Annotated in this window: 17 protein-coding genes; 13 read left to right on the forward strand and 4 right to left on the reverse strand. The window is 65.3% G+C overall.

The genetic code is table 11. From position 1 onward, the window contains the following. Nucleotides 1-123: 123 nt before the first annotated feature. Nucleotides 124-2,268 (reverse strand): ATP-binding protein, encoded by a 2,145-nt coding sequence (locus AC3WS4_RS08845; RefSeq protein WP_492734969.1) that lies wholly within the window; start codon nt 2,266-2,268, stop codon nt 124-126. Between the two features lie 15 nt (nt 2,269-2,283). Then, a complete protein-coding gene (locus tag AC3WS4_RS08850) occupies nt 2,284-2,961 on the reverse strand; it encodes a hypothetical protein (RefSeq protein ID WP_492734967.1) in 678 nt (225 codons plus the stop codon). Nucleotides 2,962-3,515: 554 nt separating this feature from the next. Here AC3WS4_RS08850 and AC3WS4_RS08855 point away from each other — a divergent pair. After that, a complete protein-coding gene (locus AC3WS4_RS08855; protein WP_492734965.1) occupies nt 3,516-5,582 on the forward strand; it encodes a ParB/RepB/Spo0J family partition protein in 2,067 nt (688 codons plus the stop codon). Between the two features lie 107 nt (nt 5,583-5,689). Here the strand turns inward: AC3WS4_RS08855 and AC3WS4_RS08860 are convergent, their stop codons facing one another. Beyond that, nucleotides 5,690-6,028: a DUF4440 domain-containing protein gene (locus AC3WS4_RS08860; protein WP_492734963.1), complete on the reverse strand. Its 339-nt coding sequence runs from the start codon at nt 6,026-6,028 to the stop codon at nt 5,690-5,692. Nucleotides 6,029-6,380: 352 nt separating this feature from the next. On the opposite strand from AC3WS4_RS08860, the gene AC3WS4_RS08865 reads away from it, so the two are divergent. Then, nucleotides 6,381-6,680 carry a DUF736 domain-containing protein gene (locus AC3WS4_RS08865; RefSeq protein ID WP_492734961.1) on the forward strand — a complete coding sequence of 100 codons (300 nt, stop codon included), beginning with the start codon at nt 6,381-6,383 and terminating at the stop codon, nt 6,678-6,680. 58 nt (nt 6,681-6,738) lie between these two features. On the opposite strand, the gene AC3WS4_RS08870 is transcribed toward AC3WS4_RS08865, so the two are convergent. Further along, the gene (locus AC3WS4_RS08870) at nt 6,739-7,068 is read right to left on the reverse strand and encodes a hypothetical protein (RefSeq protein ID WP_492734959.1); all 330 of its coding nucleotides are present in this window, start codon (nt 7,066-7,068) and stop codon (nt 6,739-6,741) included. A gap of 265 nt (nt 7,069-7,333) precedes the next feature. Here AC3WS4_RS08870 and AC3WS4_RS08875 point away from each other — a divergent pair, with 265 nt between their 5' ends. From AC3WS4_RS08875 to AC3WS4_RS08925, 11 genes are all read left to right on the forward strand, one after another. After that, complete coding sequence (locus AC3WS4_RS08875; RefSeq protein WP_492734957.1) at nt 7,334-8,176, forward strand: DUF932 domain-containing protein; 843 nt, start codon at nt 7,334-7,336, stop codon at nt 8,174-8,176. Nucleotides 8,177-8,406: 230 nt separating this feature from the next. After that, nucleotides 8,407-8,676 carry a helix-turn-helix domain-containing protein gene (locus AC3WS4_RS08880; RefSeq protein WP_492734955.1) on the forward strand — a complete coding sequence of 90 codons (270 nt, stop codon included), beginning with the start codon at nt 8,407-8,409 and terminating at the stop codon, nt 8,674-8,676. Nucleotides 8,677-8,796: 120 nt separating this feature from the next. Further along, nucleotides 8,797-9,057 (forward strand): DUF2285 domain-containing protein, encoded by a 261-nt coding sequence (locus AC3WS4_RS08885; RefSeq protein ID WP_492734953.1) that lies wholly within the window; start codon nt 8,797-8,799, stop codon nt 9,055-9,057. Nucleotides 9,058-9,218: 161 nt separating this feature from the next. Beyond that, nucleotides 9,219-9,995 (forward strand): DUF2285 domain-containing protein, encoded by a 777-nt coding sequence (locus AC3WS4_RS08890; RefSeq protein ID WP_492734951.1) that lies wholly within the window; start codon nt 9,219-9,221, stop codon nt 9,993-9,995. A 118-nt stretch (nt 9,996-10,113) separates the two neighbouring features. Next, a complete protein-coding gene (locus AC3WS4_RS08895; RefSeq protein WP_492734949.1) occupies nt 10,114-10,380 on the forward strand; it encodes a helix-turn-helix transcriptional regulator in 267 nt (88 codons plus the stop codon). 6 nt (nt 10,381-10,386) lie between these two features. Next, a complete protein-coding gene (locus AC3WS4_RS08900) occupies nt 10,387-11,280 on the forward strand; it encodes a replication initiator protein A (RefSeq protein WP_492734947.1) in 894 nt (297 codons plus the stop codon). 271 nt (nt 11,281-11,551) lie between these two features. Beyond that, nucleotides 11,552-12,070 carry a DUF2840 domain-containing protein gene (locus tag AC3WS4_RS08905; protein WP_492734945.1) on the forward strand — a complete coding sequence of 173 codons (519 nt, stop codon included), beginning with the start codon at nt 11,552-11,554 and terminating at the stop codon, nt 12,068-12,070. Then, a complete protein-coding gene (locus AC3WS4_RS08910) occupies nt 12,067-12,645 on the forward strand; it encodes a S26 family signal peptidase (RefSeq protein WP_492734943.1) in 579 nt (192 codons plus the stop codon). The genes AC3WS4_RS08905 and AC3WS4_RS08910 overlap by 4 nt, the downstream gene beginning before the upstream one ends. Then, nucleotides 12,626-12,958 carry a DUF736 domain-containing protein gene (locus AC3WS4_RS08915; protein WP_492734941.1) on the forward strand — a complete coding sequence of 111 codons (333 nt, stop codon included), beginning with the start codon at nt 12,626-12,628 and terminating at the stop codon, nt 12,956-12,958. Before AC3WS4_RS08910 ends, AC3WS4_RS08915 begins: the two co-directional genes overlap by 20 nt. Before the next feature lie 3 nt (nt 12,959-12,961). Then, entirely contained in the window at nt 12,962-13,852 is an 891-nt protein-coding gene (locus AC3WS4_RS08920; RefSeq protein WP_492742714.1) for a lytic transglycosylase domain-containing protein, read from the forward strand. Nucleotides 13,853-14,111: 259 nt separating this feature from the next. Then, nucleotides 14,112-15,842, forward strand: a complete 1,731-nt coding sequence (locus tag AC3WS4_RS08925; protein WP_492736576.1) for a relaxase/mobilization nuclease domain-containing protein — start codon at nt 14,112-14,114, stop codon at nt 15,840-15,842. The last annotated feature ends 7 nt before the right edge of the window (nt 15,843-15,849 follow it).

Genomic DNA, 15,849 nt, shown 5'->3' on the forward strand with positions numbered 1-15,849 from the left:
CATCTCCGATCTGTGCGACCCCAAAACTCACCAGCTTCGGCCTAGCCGCCGCCCATACGCCCTGGATTTCAGTCGAAAACGTGCCGGCCCAACTCACCAAGGGCAAAAGGCGCCCAATCCGGCTCACCCAAGGCTGAAATAGCTCTTACCGCTGATCCCCGCGCGGTCGAAGAAGGCTTGGTTTCTGCCTCTGGCATCTGCGAGCAGCGTATCCCACCCCATCAACTCGATCGATCCGCGAAAGCCGTCGCGCGGCTGGTATACGCGTCCGCGCCCGTCGGCGGTCCGCTGCCAGCTATAGGTCCATTCGTCGAGCTTGCCGACGATGTCGGCGACGATGAAGCAATAGAACACCGTTCGGTCATCGAGCTTAATCGGCCGACCCTTCACATCCGTCATGGTGCCGGCTTGAAGGCGCCGCACATAACGCTCGACCTGTAGCTGCGGGTTTTCCTCGTCCTTGTAGACGGTCCGGCCCGGGCGCTTGAACTCGACCAAGAGCACCTTCGACGGCTCTTCGACCTGACGTAGCCCATGAATATAGTCGAAGATGAGCACGTCGGGCCGGTCGTCGCTCTCGGTCGCCGCCGAAAGCGCGCTGAACTCTTGGTCCGAGCTGAAATATTGCGCGAAGGTCAGGCGCTCGTCGATGATCCAAAGATCATGTGATGCCGCCGGCACCACTTTCTTCGTGCCATCCGTCAACGTGTTTACGCGCAACGGGCAGATGAACGAGTGGAGCACGTCCTCACGCTGGTATGAACTGTCGCGGCTGTCGTCGCGCACCTTCTGCAAGAGGATCTCGATGAAATCGAGGACCACCTTTCGCCGGATGATGTATTCGGCGAGGCTGCGCTGTTCGGCCTCTTCGATCGCCTTGCCAGCATCAGCGATCGCGGCAGTGAACGATGCCGCGGTCACATCGCCATCCTTCAGCCGCGACAGCACGCTGCGGATCTTCTCCGCCTGGCGCTGATCGCGCCGGAAGCGCTCGCGCGAAAGATGGCCGTAAATCGCGTCGCTGTTCAGTTCGCCCGAGGGTATCTTCGCCTGAAGCTCGTCGGTGTCTCCGAACGCCACCGAGGGATAGGTCTGGGTGATCTCGCCGATGATCTCGCGTTGCTCGCCCTTCAGCGCGCTCAGCGGCTCGGCCAAGAACGCCTCGATCCGGTCGGTGCAGACATCGTTGATGATACGGTCGAGGACGGCGTCCTCGAACATGAATGCGGTGCGCTCTTGGTTGACGTTCTTGTCGAGAAACTCTCCGACGAGGATGGCGTGGAACACCCGGTCCTGATTTTCGCCGAAATATTTCAGGCCCAGCTTTCCGTCGATGCTTTGGGAATGCACCGTGCGGTCATGGGCGATGAAGTGGACGAAGTGCGAGCCCTTTAAGTCGGCGCTCGCGACCTTGTCGCATTCCATGAGGGTGAGGAAGAGCGTGCCATATTCCTCCGTCTCGAGCGCTATTGCCGGCTCCTTGCGATAGACGATCTTGTCGATGTCTTCGGGATAATAGCGGACCTCATCGCCCACAATCACCTCGACCGGCGGGCTGCGCCCACCGATGAACGTCGGCAGGAAATGCGACGTCAAGTGCTGGAAGACGAAACTGTTGCGGCCCGGAAACTTCGCCGAATAGCCATTGTCGCGCAATCCTTCGAAGCGGACGTAGAAGGATGTACCCTTGGCCTTGGAGGCAATGGTGAGCTTGTAATCCTCGATCTGGTCGTCATTGGCGAGCCGGAAGTCAAACTGCCGCCGCCGCAACCCCTTGGGCGTGTCGAATACGGACGAGATTCGCACGCGCTCAAAGCAGTCGAGCCATAGGAGCCGGCCGACGCCTTTCCCTCCGATTGTCAGCTTGTTGTCGGTATCGGTTGTCGTGAACGCGTCCCAATTGCGCTTGTCGAGCCCGACGCCATTATCCTCAACCGTCGCCCACACATTCTCCTTCTTGCGGTTGGTGCTTACAGTGACAACGACGCGCCCTTGCGCCTGCACGGTATCGCCGAACTTCGCCTGGACCGAGTGGATCGAGTTGCTGATCGCTTCGAATAGCGGCTGCATTGCCGCCGCGACATTGGTCGGCTTCGGAAGCCGATCAATTCGCTTGACGAGATTAGGCCGGAGCGAGGTCATGCCATTGTCTAGCGGTCCGTGGAGGGGGTGCCAACAAAAAGGGCAACCCTGCCATTCAAACCGCCGGAGCGCACCGCCCCGATGGGCGCTCAGTTCGGCAAGAAAGGCATGACCGCAGGAGCGCACCGCCCCGATGGGCGCTCAGTTCGGCAAGAAAGGCATGACCGCAGGCGCGACTGTGAGCGTGCCGCTTGCTGGATTATGCACAAGAATCGGCACCGCCGGATAGAGCGCGGGCCATGTCGAATAGTTCGCGATCCACGCCGCCGCGCTCGGCGAAAGCCAACCGGTGAGTGTCGTAATGCTCGCATAGCGCTGCGCGAGCGGCAGCGCGACGATCGGCTCATAGTGGGCGATCCTGTTGCGCAACAGCCGTGCTTCACGCAACTCCTGCGCGATCGCTCCACGCTGGACGCCCTTTGCCTGGAAGATCGGGCGCAGCGTCTGCCAGAGATGGTGCGCCTGGCGCCCGAACAGCGACGACCAGAACCCGAAATTGAGTTCGGCGATGATCTGCGAGCGCGTTACCGCCTTGCCGGCCTGCTGGAGCATCTGGCGCGCTTTCGCTACGCAGCCGGTCTGATAGCCGGTGGTCAGCACGGCGGGATCGTCGAACCACGTTTGGCCGTAGCGCTGGGTCAGAGCGCCATCAGCCATGTTGCGCAGCGCGATTTCCTGCATGTGGAGCGGTCCATAGAGCGCCGCCGAGAGCTGGACATTGTAGGTGTAAAGCCGCTCGGCAAGCGCCTGATCCCCGCCCGTCCAGTTGAGATAGGTGTCGAACCGTTCGGCGGACAATGCGGCTATGAGTGTGGGCACGCGGCGGCAAATCCTTGACTTTTCCGCCCCGCGCGTCCATATGGACCCCGTATCCCCCGGTGGTCCCTGCTTCGCATACCGCCGGGGCACTTTATTTCTAGCTACAGCCGATCGACTTCGCAACGCGCTTGCAGCGTGCGCATCTCGCTGTTTACCACCAACATCTAGCGCTTGAGAGGGAAAGCCTTCCCCTGCTGGCAAGCCCCTTCGGGTCTCGCCAGACCCCTTCAAGCGGGGGCACCCCGCAACGCCCCGCAGGCGGCGTATCCACGCCGGTCTGTAATCCGCCCACGCGGATTTGCGCTTCTCGTATCTGTGGAGCTCGGGCCAGGGCTGCGCCGGCCCAATCGCGTCTGGTCGTTGCTCACTCCGTCTGTAGGGTGGGCGACGCTTCCCTTTAGGCCCGCCGCGCCGGGCCGCAACGCGCGTGCCGCGCTTACCTTCTCTGCGTTCCGGTCCTGCGGATGCTGCCCGGCTCCGCCGGCGGGCCTGCCGGTCGCTCTTTCGCCGCCCACCCCATTCCGGGGTGCGTGTGGTTTTGAAGGAGAAGTGTGATGAACGCCGTTACCGAAACCGTAGCCGCCGAGCCTGTGTCGGGCGTCGAGATTTTCGTGCCGCTCGCCAAGCTCAAGAAGTCCCCGCGCAATGCCCGCAAGGTGCCGCATGGGGAGACCGCTATCGAGGCGCTGGCCGCGTCGATCCAGCACAAGGGGCTGATCCAGAACCTTGTCGTGGAACCCGAGGTCAAGGACGAGAAGCCGACCGGCTATTATCTCGTCACCGCTGGCGAGGGCCGCAGACTGGCGATGCTGCTGCGCGCCAAGCGCAAGCAGATCAAGAAATCCGAACCCGTGCGCTGCTGGCTGGATACGCTGAACGATCCGTCCGAGATCAGTCTGGACGAGAACGTCACCCGGACGCCCATGCACCCCGCCGACCAATTTGAGCGGTTCGCCGAGCTTTCCAACGAGAAGGGTTGGGGCGCGCAGGAGATCGGCGCACGGTTTGGCGTGTCGGCTTCCGTGGTGAAGCAGCGGCTTCGCCTTGGCGCAGTCAGCCCGAAGCTGTTGCAGGTCTATCGCGAGGACGGGCTTACGCTGGACCAGCTTATGGCCTTCGCCATCACCGAGGACCATGCCCGGCAGGAGCAGGTGTTCGAGGGCTTGCACCACAATCGCGAGCCGTGGATCATCCGTCGCGACATGACCGCCACCAATGTTCCGGCGACCGACCGGCGCGCGGTGTTCATCGGGGCCGACGCCTATGTCGAGGCGGGCGGCAACATCATCCGCGACCTGTTCAGCAAGGATCGAGGCGGGTTCTTCGAGGATGCGGGCTTGCTCGATATACTCGCCGCCGAGAAATTGCGCGAGATCGCGGGCGAGGTTCAGGCCGAGGGCTGGAAATGGACCGAGGCGCATATCGACTATCCGCACAGCCACGGAATGCGGCGCTTCTATCCGCAGTCCGTTCCCCTGTCCGACGAGGACGAAGCGCGGCTCGATGCCCTGTCCACCGAGCATGACGAGCTTGCCGAAGGCTATTCGTCCTATGACGAGATGCCGGAGGACGTGGCGGCGAGGCTGGAGGCGGTGTCCGACGAGATCGACGGCATTTCGGCCAAGCGTTCGGCCTACGACGCCAACGTGATCGCGCATGGCGGAGCGTTCGTCGTGCTGCACCATGACGGCACAGTCAGGATCGAGCGTGGTTTCGTCCGGCTCGAGGACGAGGCGCTGGCCGACCCGCCCGAGCCGGAGGCCGAAGGCGATGCGACCGACCCGCAGATCGGGGAGGACGAGCAGCCGGAGGACGGCGAGGACGCGCAGGAGATCGAGGAGGAGGACGAGGAACCGGGCAAGCCGATTTCCGATAGCCTCACCCGTGACCTGTCCGCCCACCGGACGCTGGCGCTTCGGGTGGCGCTGGCCGATCAGCCCGAAACGGCGTTGATCGCGCTCACGCATACGCTCACTGCACAACTGTTCTACAGCTATGCGGAGGCGGCTTGCCTTGAGGTTCGTCCCACCGTGACTCCGTTGGGGAGCCATGCGGACGGGATCGAGGACACGCCCTTGGCGGCGCGCGCGAGCGAGCAGCACGAGGCTTGGGCCCAGCGGATGCCGCGCGACGTAGCGGACCTGTGGGGCTTCATCGTCGGGCTGGACGACGAGCGGCGAATGGCGTTGCTGGCGCATTGCGCCGCACGCACCGTTAACGCGCTGCGGCTGCCGTGGGACCGCAAGCCCCGGTCGTTGCAAACGGCGGACAGGCTGGCGAGCGCGCTGGCGCTGGACGTGGCGAAGGACTGGACGCCCACCGTGGACAGCTACCTTGGCCGCGTCACCAAGGCGCATATCGTCGAGGCCGTGACTGAAGGCGTATCGAAGGACGCCGCTTCGCGCATCACCGACATGAAGAAGCCCGATATGGCGCAAGCCGCCGAGCAGCTTCTGGCCGGTAGCGGCTGGCTTCCCGCCGTGCTGCGGACGCCCGTACCCGAGCAGCCCGCGCCCGTCGAGGTCGAGGACATGGGAAGCGTGGAGCAGCCGTCCGAAGCGGAGGCTCCCGATACCGTAGCGGAGGACGGCGAAGAGTCCTTTGCTGTGGCCGCAGAATAGCGGCATCAAGCCGGGGCGCGCGAGCGGTCCCGGCCTTTTTTGCCGCAGCGGGGTAAATCGGCCGCGCGCCTACCAGCGCGCGGCCGATCGGCATGTATGGAAAGGAGTTAGGTCGGGATTTGCGTTCGCCACACCACGCGCCATCCAGCGTCAGTTTGCGCGAGCACCAGAACCTCCCGGCCCGTTGCATCATGATCGGCGCCTCCGTCGTTCCAGTTCATACGCCAATCGTATTCGACGACGGCAGCCGCACCGCGCTGCGTCACGACATAACCGTAGCTATCGAAGCCGTTGACTTCGGAGCGGCTCATGAACTCGCGATAGCTTTCGACCGAGGCGTCTAATCCTTCTATCCTTTGCTTCCCGCCCGGCGCTACCAGCACCACGTCAGCGTCGAGGTATTGCGACAGATCGCCGAACCGTCGCTCAATCCAGCAGCGGTCCATTGCTTTCGTGAAGGCGATGAGGTCTCGACCATGCCGGGAAGATGCCGAGCAAAGCGGCAGATTGAAAGCGTCGTTCGCATGGCGTCTTTACGACCGCATCGGGCATGACCGCCGCAGGCCTCTTGATTGGCTTGATCTAACCGGGGCCGGCTTCGCCTTGCTCGGCCTGGCGCAACGCCGCCGCGCGACTTTTTTCCGCCGCCTTCGGCTTTGCATCGCGAAGCAAAAAAGCCGCGCGTCGCCATTCTCCGCTGCGCTTCGGCCGCAAGCGGTGCGCGTCCGATCGTCCCCGCTTCACCGATCGCCATCGAGGCCGCGGCGGTCGTGGCCCGAAAGCGAAAGGAACTTCGTCATGGCGACCATCGGCACCTTCACCAAGGCCGACAACGGCAATTTCAACGGCACGATCACCACCGCGATCCTCAAGGTCAAAGCGACGCTCCACCCGATCGACATGGACGGCGACAAAGCGCCCGACTACCGGCTGACGGTCGGCACGGTCGAATGCGGCGCGGGATGGAAGAAGACCAGCCGCGAGAAGCGCGACTACATTTCGGTCAAGTTCGACGACCCGACCTTCCCAGCTCCGATCTACGCCACCCTGGTCGAAACCGACACCCCCGGCGAATACGCGCTCATCTGGTCCCGCTGACCCGACGCGACGCCCCCGCTCCACCCGGAGCGGGGGCGCCTAGCGTCAATTAAGCCAACTAGCCGGACAGTGAGTCGAACAGGGGGAGCGGCATGGGGGCACGCTCCGGCAGCGCGCCGGCGTGATAGGGTGCGATCGTCACCCACTCGACACGCCAATCCAGCGTCAGCTCGCCCCGACCGACGCGCGAGATCCCCGCGCCGTCCACCACGACCCGGAAATCGAAGCGATCTTCCTCAGCTTCGAGACGACCTTCAATCAGCGAACCGTCGCTCGCCGCCAACAGGAAGCGTTCCTCCACTTCGTCATAGGGAACCCGCAGCGTTTTCGTTATGTCGCCTGCGACCGCGATGCGCTGGCCCGGCTGTCCTGTGATCGTGATGCTCATACCGACTCCTTGCTGCCGGTTTGGATCAAAACAGGAACAAATGGCAAGAGGCATTTACTGGCGCCGCACGGCGGCGCGGTGCTTGGGGCGCTGCCCCCGGCGCACTCCAAGCGGCTTCCGCCCAGCTTCCTCCACGCGCGAGCGCGTTCCGTGCAGCCGGTTCCCCGCAAAGCCGCCTTCCGTTTGCACCCCCGGTCTCGCCGACGGGCAGGGTTTCAGCGCAGCGCTTCCGCTGCGCGGAAACCCAAGCCCAAGGAGTTCAGTCATGTATCATCAGCTTGCCACCCGGTTTGGCCGGAATGCTCACCAGATCAGCGGCTATGAGGCGCTCGACAACGAGGCACTGTATCGGCACGTCCCGTCCATCTTCGCCCGCGAAGCGCATGACAGCCGTTCCGAGCGCTACGTCTATGTTCCCACCATCGACATCGTGGAGGGGCTCCGCCGGGAAGGATGGTTCCCGTTCTTCGCGGTGCAGTCGGTTCCGCGCGACGGCAGTCGCCACGGCCACGCCAAGCATATGCTGCGCCTGCGCCGGGACGACGGCATCGGCAAGCCAGAAGCCGCCGAGGTCATCATCGTGAATAGTCATGACGGGACATCCGCCTATCAGATGTTCGCGGGGATGCTGCGGTTCGTCTGCACCAACTCCATGATTGCGGGCGAGCGGTTCGAAGAAGTCCGCGTGCCGCACAAGGGCAATATCCAGCACGATATCATCGAAGGCGTTTACACCGTGGCCGAGGACTTCCCCCGGCTGATCGACGCCAGCGAGGGCATGAAGGAGGTTCGGCTTTCCAGCGACGAACGGCGCTTGCTGGCCGAGGTCAGCCTTGTCGCCCGCTACGGTGACGACGAAAGCCCGCTGCGTCCCGAGCAGATCATCGAGCCGCGCCGCCGTGAGGATGTCGGCGACAGTCTGTGGGCCACATTTAACGTGGTTCAGGAATCCCTCGTGCGGGGCGGTTTGCAGGGCCGCAAGCGCAATGCCGAAGGCCGTATCCGCCGCAGCCAGACCCGCGCCATCAATGGCATCGACCAGAATGTGACGCTCAACCGGGCGCTGTGGACGCTCGCCGAGGGGATGCAGCGCCTCAAAGCGGCGTGACGATACTTACCGCAGGGCCGGAGTTTCCGGCCCTGCGGCTTTGCCATTTTCGCGCCGATCCGCCGCACCGGATCGGCGGCGGCCGCGCGTCCCAAGGTCCGCGCGGCCGCAACTGGAGGGGCTCGCCGGGCAAACGCCCGGCTCGCCATTATTCAGTTCCCAAACCCCCGTGGCGACTATATTAGTCGTTTACGTAGCGCATAGCCCTCGGCTTGTGGACGTGATCGTCCATGATCATTTCCCGCCAGGTGCGGGCCGCTCGTGCGCTTCTCGGTTGGACACAGGAGATGCTTGCAGACAAGGCCCTTGTTGCTCTGACCGCGCTCAAGCGCCTGGAATCGGAGAGTGATTTGGCCGTGCGTGACGACACCCGGCATCAAGTGGTCAAGGCGCTGGAGAGTGCCGGCATTGTCTTTCTCGATTCGGATCGCGGGCAAGGCGTGTTGCTGGTCAGCAGTCCCCCGGCCGATCCGACCAAGAAAGGCCAGGGCCGCGCTTGAACTTATCCGCGCAACCGCGCGCCGCCATAGCATAGAGGAAGCGATTACTTCGGTTCATTATGGTGTATATTCCATGAATCAGCAGACGCAGGGGGCAATGGCTGAACGGGGATCAAAGCAATGGCGATAGCCGCTTTCGAGGATCGCGCGCCCGACGTCCCCCACGTCACGCCTTACGACGAATGCCATCATCGAACCTATTGGCGCTTGCTCGATGCGGCCGAGGAAGACGCCGATTGGCAGGAGGCCGTTCGGATCATCTTCGAAATCGACCCAACCACAGAACCCGACCGCGCGCGCACCATCTACGACACGCATCTGGCCCGCGCGCGCTGGATGACCGAGACCGGCTATCGTCACTATCTGACGCCGCCGGCCTGATATGACCGCTATTGCGGCTCCAAGCCACACTATCGATCACAAAAAAGCCGCTGATTTAAATCCGCTATGCCCGCGCCCGCTCGGCAGGGCTTCTCCGCCATCGCCGGTTTAGCCACGCTCTCCCGACGCGATCCGCACGGATCATGCTTGGGAGGATTCCGATGCCGCCTGAGAGGGATTGGCGCGAGCCCCCCGACGAAGCAGGGGACGCGGCGCTACAATATGCCGATATCGCGATCGGCTATCTCAGTCGCAATGCGCGGTATCGTGTTGACTACCGCCGCGCCCTCGGCCGGGTAAAGCGTGGGACCATCACCGCCGACGACGCGACGGCCGGACTGGTTCGGCGCTGGGGCATCAGCTTTCATGCCGCGCCCGCCTCGGCCTATGATCGCCGCCATGCCGTCGCACGGCCGGACCTCTCAGCCGCCGCTATTGTTCTCGCTCCAGTGGTTCCTGGCATCGGAACGGCGCTCTCGCTCGACGTGCCAAAGCTGGGGGACATACGCGCGCGCATCCGTATCGGCGACTTCCTCCATCTCATCCTCGCCGATGCCGAAGGCGACGAGCATCTGTGCATTTACGGCTCGGCCGACATGCCGACGACGATGATGCTGCTGATCGGAGCCGATCCCCTCGCGCGGCTCGATTCCGCCAAGCGGCTTTGCCGTCGCCTGCTCGGCATGCCGGCGGGACCGCCACTGCGGCCGCCGCCTTTCCGGCGCGAGCATCTTCTGACGCTTCTCCAGGTCCTCGACGGTCAGCAGGCCGGTGCCAGCCAGCGGGAGCTGGCCGCCGCCCTGATCCATCGCAAGGTGCATCGCTACACCAATGCCGAATGGATTGAGAGCAAGGAGCGCAAGCGCATCAGGCGATGGCTCAAGGAAGCCATCGCCCTGCGCGACGGCGGCTATCTCCGCCTGCTGGGCGGTGGCTGAGGGGACATTCCCCGCCGCATCGTGCCTGTCCCTTCTTCGCCTAGGGCTGCGTTCGCCATCATCGCCTCCTGTCCGCCGGCCCCGCTTTACGTCGCCGGCCGCCATCAGGAGGATCATCATGGCCGAGACCGTAGCCGCCGTAACGCCACATTATCTCAAGACGCCCGATGCCGCCGTCCATCTCGGCCTTTCGGCGCGCACCCTGGAGAAGCACCGCTGTTTCGGCACCGGGCCGGTCTTCCGCAGACTTGGCGGCAGCATCGTCTATGCCATCGAAGACCTCGACGCCTGGGCGGCGCTCGGGACGCGGCGCTCGACCTCCGATCAGGGGAGCGGTGTCGTCCATCCAGCGAAGCGCCTGCCTACCGATTGCGTGCGCCGCTGATCGATCATGCAGATCGCCCGTACCTCGTCCCGCCGGTTCAGCGCCGAACGAACACAGCTTGAGCTATTTCGCTCGGTCCCCGGCGACCTCGCCCCGCGCGACGCGCAGGACTTGATGGCATGGCCCTTCTTCAGCCTCGCTAAGACGAAGCGGGCGACACCAATCGACTTCCACATGGGCACGACATGGATCTCGGTCGAGGCCGTGCCCGAACACGGTATGGCGACCATTTGGGATGCCGACGTACTGATCTGGGCGGCGAGCCAGCTCATCGAAGCGCGCGATGCCGGACGGCCGACCTCGCGGCTGATGGTGACGACGCCGCACGAGATATTGGCGTTCACGCGGCGCGGCACTGGCAAGGCAAGCTACGAGCGATTGAAGGCCGCACTCGATCGGCTGCAATCCACGACGGTCGCGACATCGATCCGGCAACAGCATCAGCGCCGCCGCCATCGCTTCTCCTGGATCAACGAATGGCGGGAGCTGGCGGACGGTAATGGCCGCGCGCTCGGCATCGAGCTGATCCTGCCCGACTGGTTCTATGCCGGCGTGCTCGATCGCGCACTCGTGCTGACGATCGACCGGGCCTATTTCGACCTGACCGGCGGCCTCGAACGCTGGCTATACCGCATAGTGCGCAAGCACGGCGGCCGGCAGCGGGGCGGCTGGAGCTTCGACGTTCCGCACCTTCACGTGAAGTCGGGGGTGCTCTCGCCGCTGCGCCGGTTCGCCTTTGAGCTGCGCGCCATCGTCGCCCGTCAGCCGCTCCCCGGCTACGTCCTGACGCTCGAACATGCGCTTGGCCGGGAACGGCTCAACTTCGTACCCGTCCCGATCGATCCTCTCGACGCCGCCATGCGCCGCGTCGGCCTTACGCCTGTGGATAACTGGTCATGAGGTTCGGACTATCGGGAACAGCCGGATTCGGACGATCGGGAACGCGGGACTCGGACTATCGGGAACGCACAACCCTCGCAAAGTCGCAGAAATCCTCGCGGAATCGGCTCCCCTCTAACAGTGCTAATAGAATCGAATCCTTCGGATTCTTGCTAACGGCGTGCGCGGCTGTGGACAGCGCGCGCCCGTCCGGAGGCTCGGCGCACGGTCGGCCGACACCGCGCCACTCGCGCGCTGCGTCCCCCATGACCGACATCTCAGGAGATACCCGATGATCGACGAGCGGCCCCCGGCCGTGCTTGGCAGCGCGTTCAGCGCTCTTGCCCGCGACGGCCTCACCCATGTCGAGCTGACCTGGATCGAGAAGAAGCTGGAGCATTGGATACGCTTCGGACGACTCGCCGAGGATCGCATCCTCACACGGCGAACGCGCGTCGTCGGCTTCCGGCCTGGCGCAATCTTTGCCTTTGTGCGCTGGGCATCGAACGACTTCGGCACGGTGCTTTCGCGCATCGATGTGGTGCGCGCGGTCGCGGCCAATGAGCCCTACACCACGCTCCCGTTCGTGCGACCGGGCGGCGACATCCTGCTCAAGATGGAGGGTTGGCCGAACGTCGCCAAGGTGCTCACGGCAATCGACGCGGTGGAGGCGGCCGGTGTCGATCCGTGCGAAGCCGCGCCCGATCACTGGCGGCACGTCCAAAACCGCATCGCAACCGGCCAGCAGCCGCGCCTCTACACGCCCGAGCGCCACGGCGCCTGGCTCAAACGCCGGGAGATCGAAGGATGACCCGCCACCGCTATGTCACCGCGACTGCACTCCTCGCATCCGGCTTTGTAGCGTCATTCGTCGCCATTGGACTCATCGACCCGATCCCGCGTCTCGTCTGGAATGCCAGCGCCAGCGCACCGATCGGGCTCTATCGCATTCACGCGGATCACGACCCTCCGCGTGGCGCGCTGGTCGCCGTCTCGCCGCCGTCAGGCCTAGCGCGCTGGCTTTCGGCACGCGGCTATCTGCCGGACGGCATTCCGCTCCTGAAACATGTCGCTGCCAAACATGGGCAGCGGGTTTGCCGGACCGGCGCCATTCTCAGCGTCGATGACCGTCCGGTCGCGGCCGCGCGTGCGCGCGACAGTCAGGGCCGCCCGCTGCCGGTTTGGCATGGATGCAGAACACTGAGGGCGGGCGAGCTGCTGCTGCTCAATCCCGCCGTGCCTGACAGTCTGGACGGCCGCTACTTCGGGCCGCTGCCGGCCTCCGCAGTCATCGGACGCGCGACGCCGCTCTGGCTGCGCGCGCCGTCCCATTCGTCTTCCACCGCCGAAGCCAAGGAGATCGGCCATGCAAACGAACGTCTTTGAATCCACCGCCAGCGGTTATACCGGCCGCGCCCGGCTGTTCGGCATCAACGAGCAAATCGTGCTTGTCGCGCTCGATCAGAGCGACGCCGAGCAAGTACCCGATTACCGCGTTCACCTCGACAACGAGGACGGCCCCGATGTCGGCGGCGGATGGAAACGCGTCGGCGAGCGCGCGGGCGACTACATCGCGTTGGAGATTGACAGCCCGCTTTTCCCGGCACCGTTTCGGCCGGTGTTGTTCCGCGCCGATGACGAGGGGCGGACGCTCAGGCTGTCGTGGAAGCGTCCGCGGCCACGCGAAGAGCGGAGCTGATCGGTGCCCTTCCCGGTCATCCCCTTGTTCGCGGAAAAGGCGTCTCATCCCTTCGTCCCGCTCGGTCGCAGGCCGGCCGGCGCGCGCAGTGAAGGTCAAGGGCGGCCCCCGGCCGGCGCTTCGCGCGCACCCTTGATCGGCGCGAGCACGCTGGCAGGCTGGCGGCGGTGCGGGATCGGGTTGGCTGTCAGGCTGACGGTCCTCCTGCTGCCATCGTCCGCTCTGGGATTTGGCGCAGCGCTGGCGCAGGACGTGCCCGCCGCCCGCGCGACGGCGAGTCACCCTTATGCTGCGCATGTCACCGAAGCGTCGCAGCGCTTCGGTATCCCGGAGGCGTGGATTTGGGCGGTCATGCGCGTCGAAAGCAACGGCGACGGCCGCGCGATTTCGACGGCCGGCGCGATGGGCCTGATGCAGATTATGCCCGCGACCTGGGCCGGCACGCGAGCACGCTATGGGCTAGGTTCCGATCCCTATGACGTGCGCGACAACATCATGGCGGGCGCGGCCTATCTGCGCGCGATGTTCGACCGCTACGGCAACGCGACGGCGATGCTTGCAGCCTATAATGCGGGACCGGGCCGCTATGACGAGTATCTTTCGCGCGGCCGGCCGTTACCCGCCGAGACGCGCGCCTATCTCGCAAAGCTGGCATCGATCACCGGCGGCCCGGACGACACACAGCTAGCCGTCGCGCCGCCATCCGATCCGTTCGCCTGGCGTCGCGCCGCGCTGTTCGCGGCACGGCCGGACGCGCTTTCGCCGACGCTGCCATCTGCCAACCGGACTCCATCCGATGGGCAGGCGGACGATCGCGCCGAGCTTGCCATGAGCGCTGCTCCGCCGCCCTCCAGCCGCCTGTTCGTCCCGCTTTCCGGGCGGCGTCCGCAATGAGCGGCTGTCGCGCGCTCGGGCGGTTTCCCGCGCAGCCTTTCGTAGCGCCGGAAGGGAGCAGGGTTGGGTTTTGGCAGGGGGAAGGTCGAGGGCAAGATAAAGGGCGGCAATGTGCGAAGCCATTTTGCCCCGGTCGTAGCCTTGATTCTCAAGGCTTTTGGGCATTGCTGCGCAATGTGTGCGGAAATCCCGCACTGTGCGGCGCTGGCCGAACGCCAGCCGCCGCGAGGATTTTCCGCACAGTGCGGCGCTTCGCGCCATGAGCGGCGACGATGATTTCCGCATCCGGCCTGGCCGCATCCGTTCGAAGGGAGGCCAGCGCGCGCTGCCGATCATCGTCCAGGCGCTCGCGGCCGCGCAACGGGCCGGCGGCCATGTCTCGCGGCGGGGCCGGATCGTCGCCCCTGGCCGCTCGACCTTCGGGCGCGGGCGGGTCGCCAGCCTGCGCGCTACCCACCGGCTCGGCCACCGCTCACGGCAGGTTGTCGTCAAGGCGCGTGTCGTCCGGCATGGCGGTCGCGCCTCGCTCGCCGCCCACCTCAATTATCTGCAACGCGATGGCGTCACCCGCGATGGCGAACGGGGCGTGCTGTTCGGCGCGGAGGCCGAGGGCCTCGACCGCAATGCGTTCGCTGCGGCGTGCGAAAACGACCGCCACCATTTCCGCTTCATCGTCTCGCCGGAGGATGCGCCCGAGATGGGCGACCTCAAGGGCTTTACCCGCGAGTTGATGACGCGAATGGAAGCCGACCTCGGCGCCCGGCTCGACTGGCGAGCCGTCGAGCATTGGAACACCGACAACCCCCACGTCCATATCATCGTGCGCGGTATCGGCGAGGATGGGCAGAACCTCGTCATCTCGCGCGATTATATCGGCGAGGGAATGCGGGCGACGGCGCGCGATATCGTCACGCGCGAGCTGGGTCTGCGCAGCGACCTCGACATCCGCCAGTCACTGGAGCGGCAGGTCGAGGCCGAGCGCTGGACAGAGATCGACCGCGACCTGTCGCGCACGATGCAGCGCGACGGCCTGATCGACATGGCGCCCGAGCCCGGCGTCCGGCCGGACGGCGACCATGCGCTCAGGATGGGACGGCTGCGCAAGCTGGAGCGGCTCGGCCTCGCCACCGAAATTGGGCCGGGCCAATGGACCATCGCGGCCGACGCGCAAGGAGCCCTGCGCGCGCTGGGCGAGCGCGACGACATCATCAAGCGGATGCACAAGGCGATGAGCGAGCGCGGCATCGATCGGGGCGCTGCCAATTATGTGCTCGACGCCGATCCGGCCCAGCCCGTGATCGGGAAGCTGGTCGATCGCGGCCTGCATGACGAGCTGACCGGCGGCGCCTATGCGATCGTCGACGGCGTCGACGGACGCACCCACCATATCCGCTTTCCCGACATCGAGGCGACCGGCGATTGCAAGCCCGGCGCGATCGTCGAGCTGCGCCATTTCGAGGACCGCAAGGGCCGGCAGCGGGTCGCGCTCGCGGTGCGATCGGACATGGACCTGTCCGCGCAAGTCCGCGCGCGGGGCGCGACCTGGCTCGACCGGCGCAACCTGTCGAGCGACGGCCGCGATCTGGGCGGCGGCTTCGGCACCGAAGTGCGCGCCGCGATGGAGGCGCGCGCCGAACATCTCGCCGACGAAGGGCTGGCGCGGCGGCAGGGCCAGCGCATCATCTTCGCGCGCGGCCTGCTCGACACGCTCCAGCGGCGCGAGCTGGATATGGTCGCCAAGGATCTGTCGGCCGAAATCGGCTTGCCGCACACGCCGTCCAAGATGGGCGAATATGTCGCCGGCACCGTGCGCCAGCGTCTGACGCTCGCCTCGGGTCGCTTCGCGATGATCGACGATGGGCTGGGCTTCCAGCTCGTGCCCTGGTCCCCCTCGCTCGACCGCCAGATCGGCAAGCACATCTCCGGCGTCATGCGGAGCAATGGCGGCGTCGACTGGTCGTTCGGGCGCGGCCGGGGCCTCGGCCTGTGAACCGTCA

This window comes from Sphingopyxis sp. EU05-FHT14B03, assembly GCF_058790875.1.

Excerpts from the sequence above, each read along its gene's own strand:
- AC3WS4_RS08860 (WP_492734963.1), bottom strand. The coding sequence starts at position 6,028 with ATGGACCGCTGCTGGATTGAGCGACGGTTCGGCGATCTGTCGCAATAC.
- AC3WS4_RS08910 (WP_492734943.1), top strand. The coding sequence starts at position 12,067 with ATGACCCGCCACCGCTATGTCACCGCGACTGCACTCCTCGCATCCGGC.
- AC3WS4_RS08895 (WP_492734949.1), top strand. The coding sequence starts at position 10,114 with ATGGCCGAGACCGTAGCCGCCGTAACGCCACATTATCTCAAGACGCCC.
- AC3WS4_RS08915 (WP_492734941.1), top strand. The coding sequence starts at position 12,626 with ATGCAAACGAACGTCTTTGAATCCACCGCCAGCGGTTATACCGGCCGC.
- AC3WS4_RS08925 (WP_492736576.1), top strand. The coding sequence starts at position 14,112 with ATGAGCGGCGACGATGATTTCCGCATCCGGCCTGGCCGCATCCGTTCG.
- AC3WS4_RS08875 (WP_492734957.1), top strand. The coding sequence starts at position 7,334 with ATGTATCATCAGCTTGCCACCCGGTTTGGCCGGAATGCTCACCAGATC.
- AC3WS4_RS08855 (WP_492734965.1), top strand. The coding sequence starts at position 3,516 with ATGAACGCCGTTACCGAAACCGTAGCCGCCGAGCCTGTGTCGGGCGTC.
- AC3WS4_RS08900 (WP_492734947.1), top strand. The coding sequence starts at position 10,387 with ATGCAGATCGCCCGTACCTCGTCCCGCCGGTTCAGCGCCGAACGAACA.
- AC3WS4_RS08885 (WP_492734953.1), top strand. The coding sequence starts at position 8,797 with ATGGCGATAGCCGCTTTCGAGGATCGCGCGCCCGACGTCCCCCACGTC.
- AC3WS4_RS08870 (WP_492734959.1), bottom strand. The coding sequence starts at position 7,068 with ATGAGCATCACGATCACAGGACAGCCGGGCCAGCGCATCGCGGTCGCA.
- AC3WS4_RS08865 (WP_492734961.1), top strand. The coding sequence starts at position 6,381 with ATGGCGACCATCGGCACCTTCACCAAGGCCGACAACGGCAATTTCAAC.
- AC3WS4_RS08890 (WP_492734951.1), top strand. The coding sequence starts at position 9,219 with ATGCCGCCTGAGAGGGATTGGCGCGAGCCCCCCGACGAAGCAGGGGAC.
- AC3WS4_RS08880 (WP_492734955.1), top strand. The coding sequence starts at position 8,407 with ATGATCATTTCCCGCCAGGTGCGGGCCGCTCGTGCGCTTCTCGGTTGG.
- AC3WS4_RS08905 (WP_492734945.1), top strand. The coding sequence starts at position 11,552 with ATGATCGACGAGCGGCCCCCGGCCGTGCTTGGCAGCGCGTTCAGCGCT.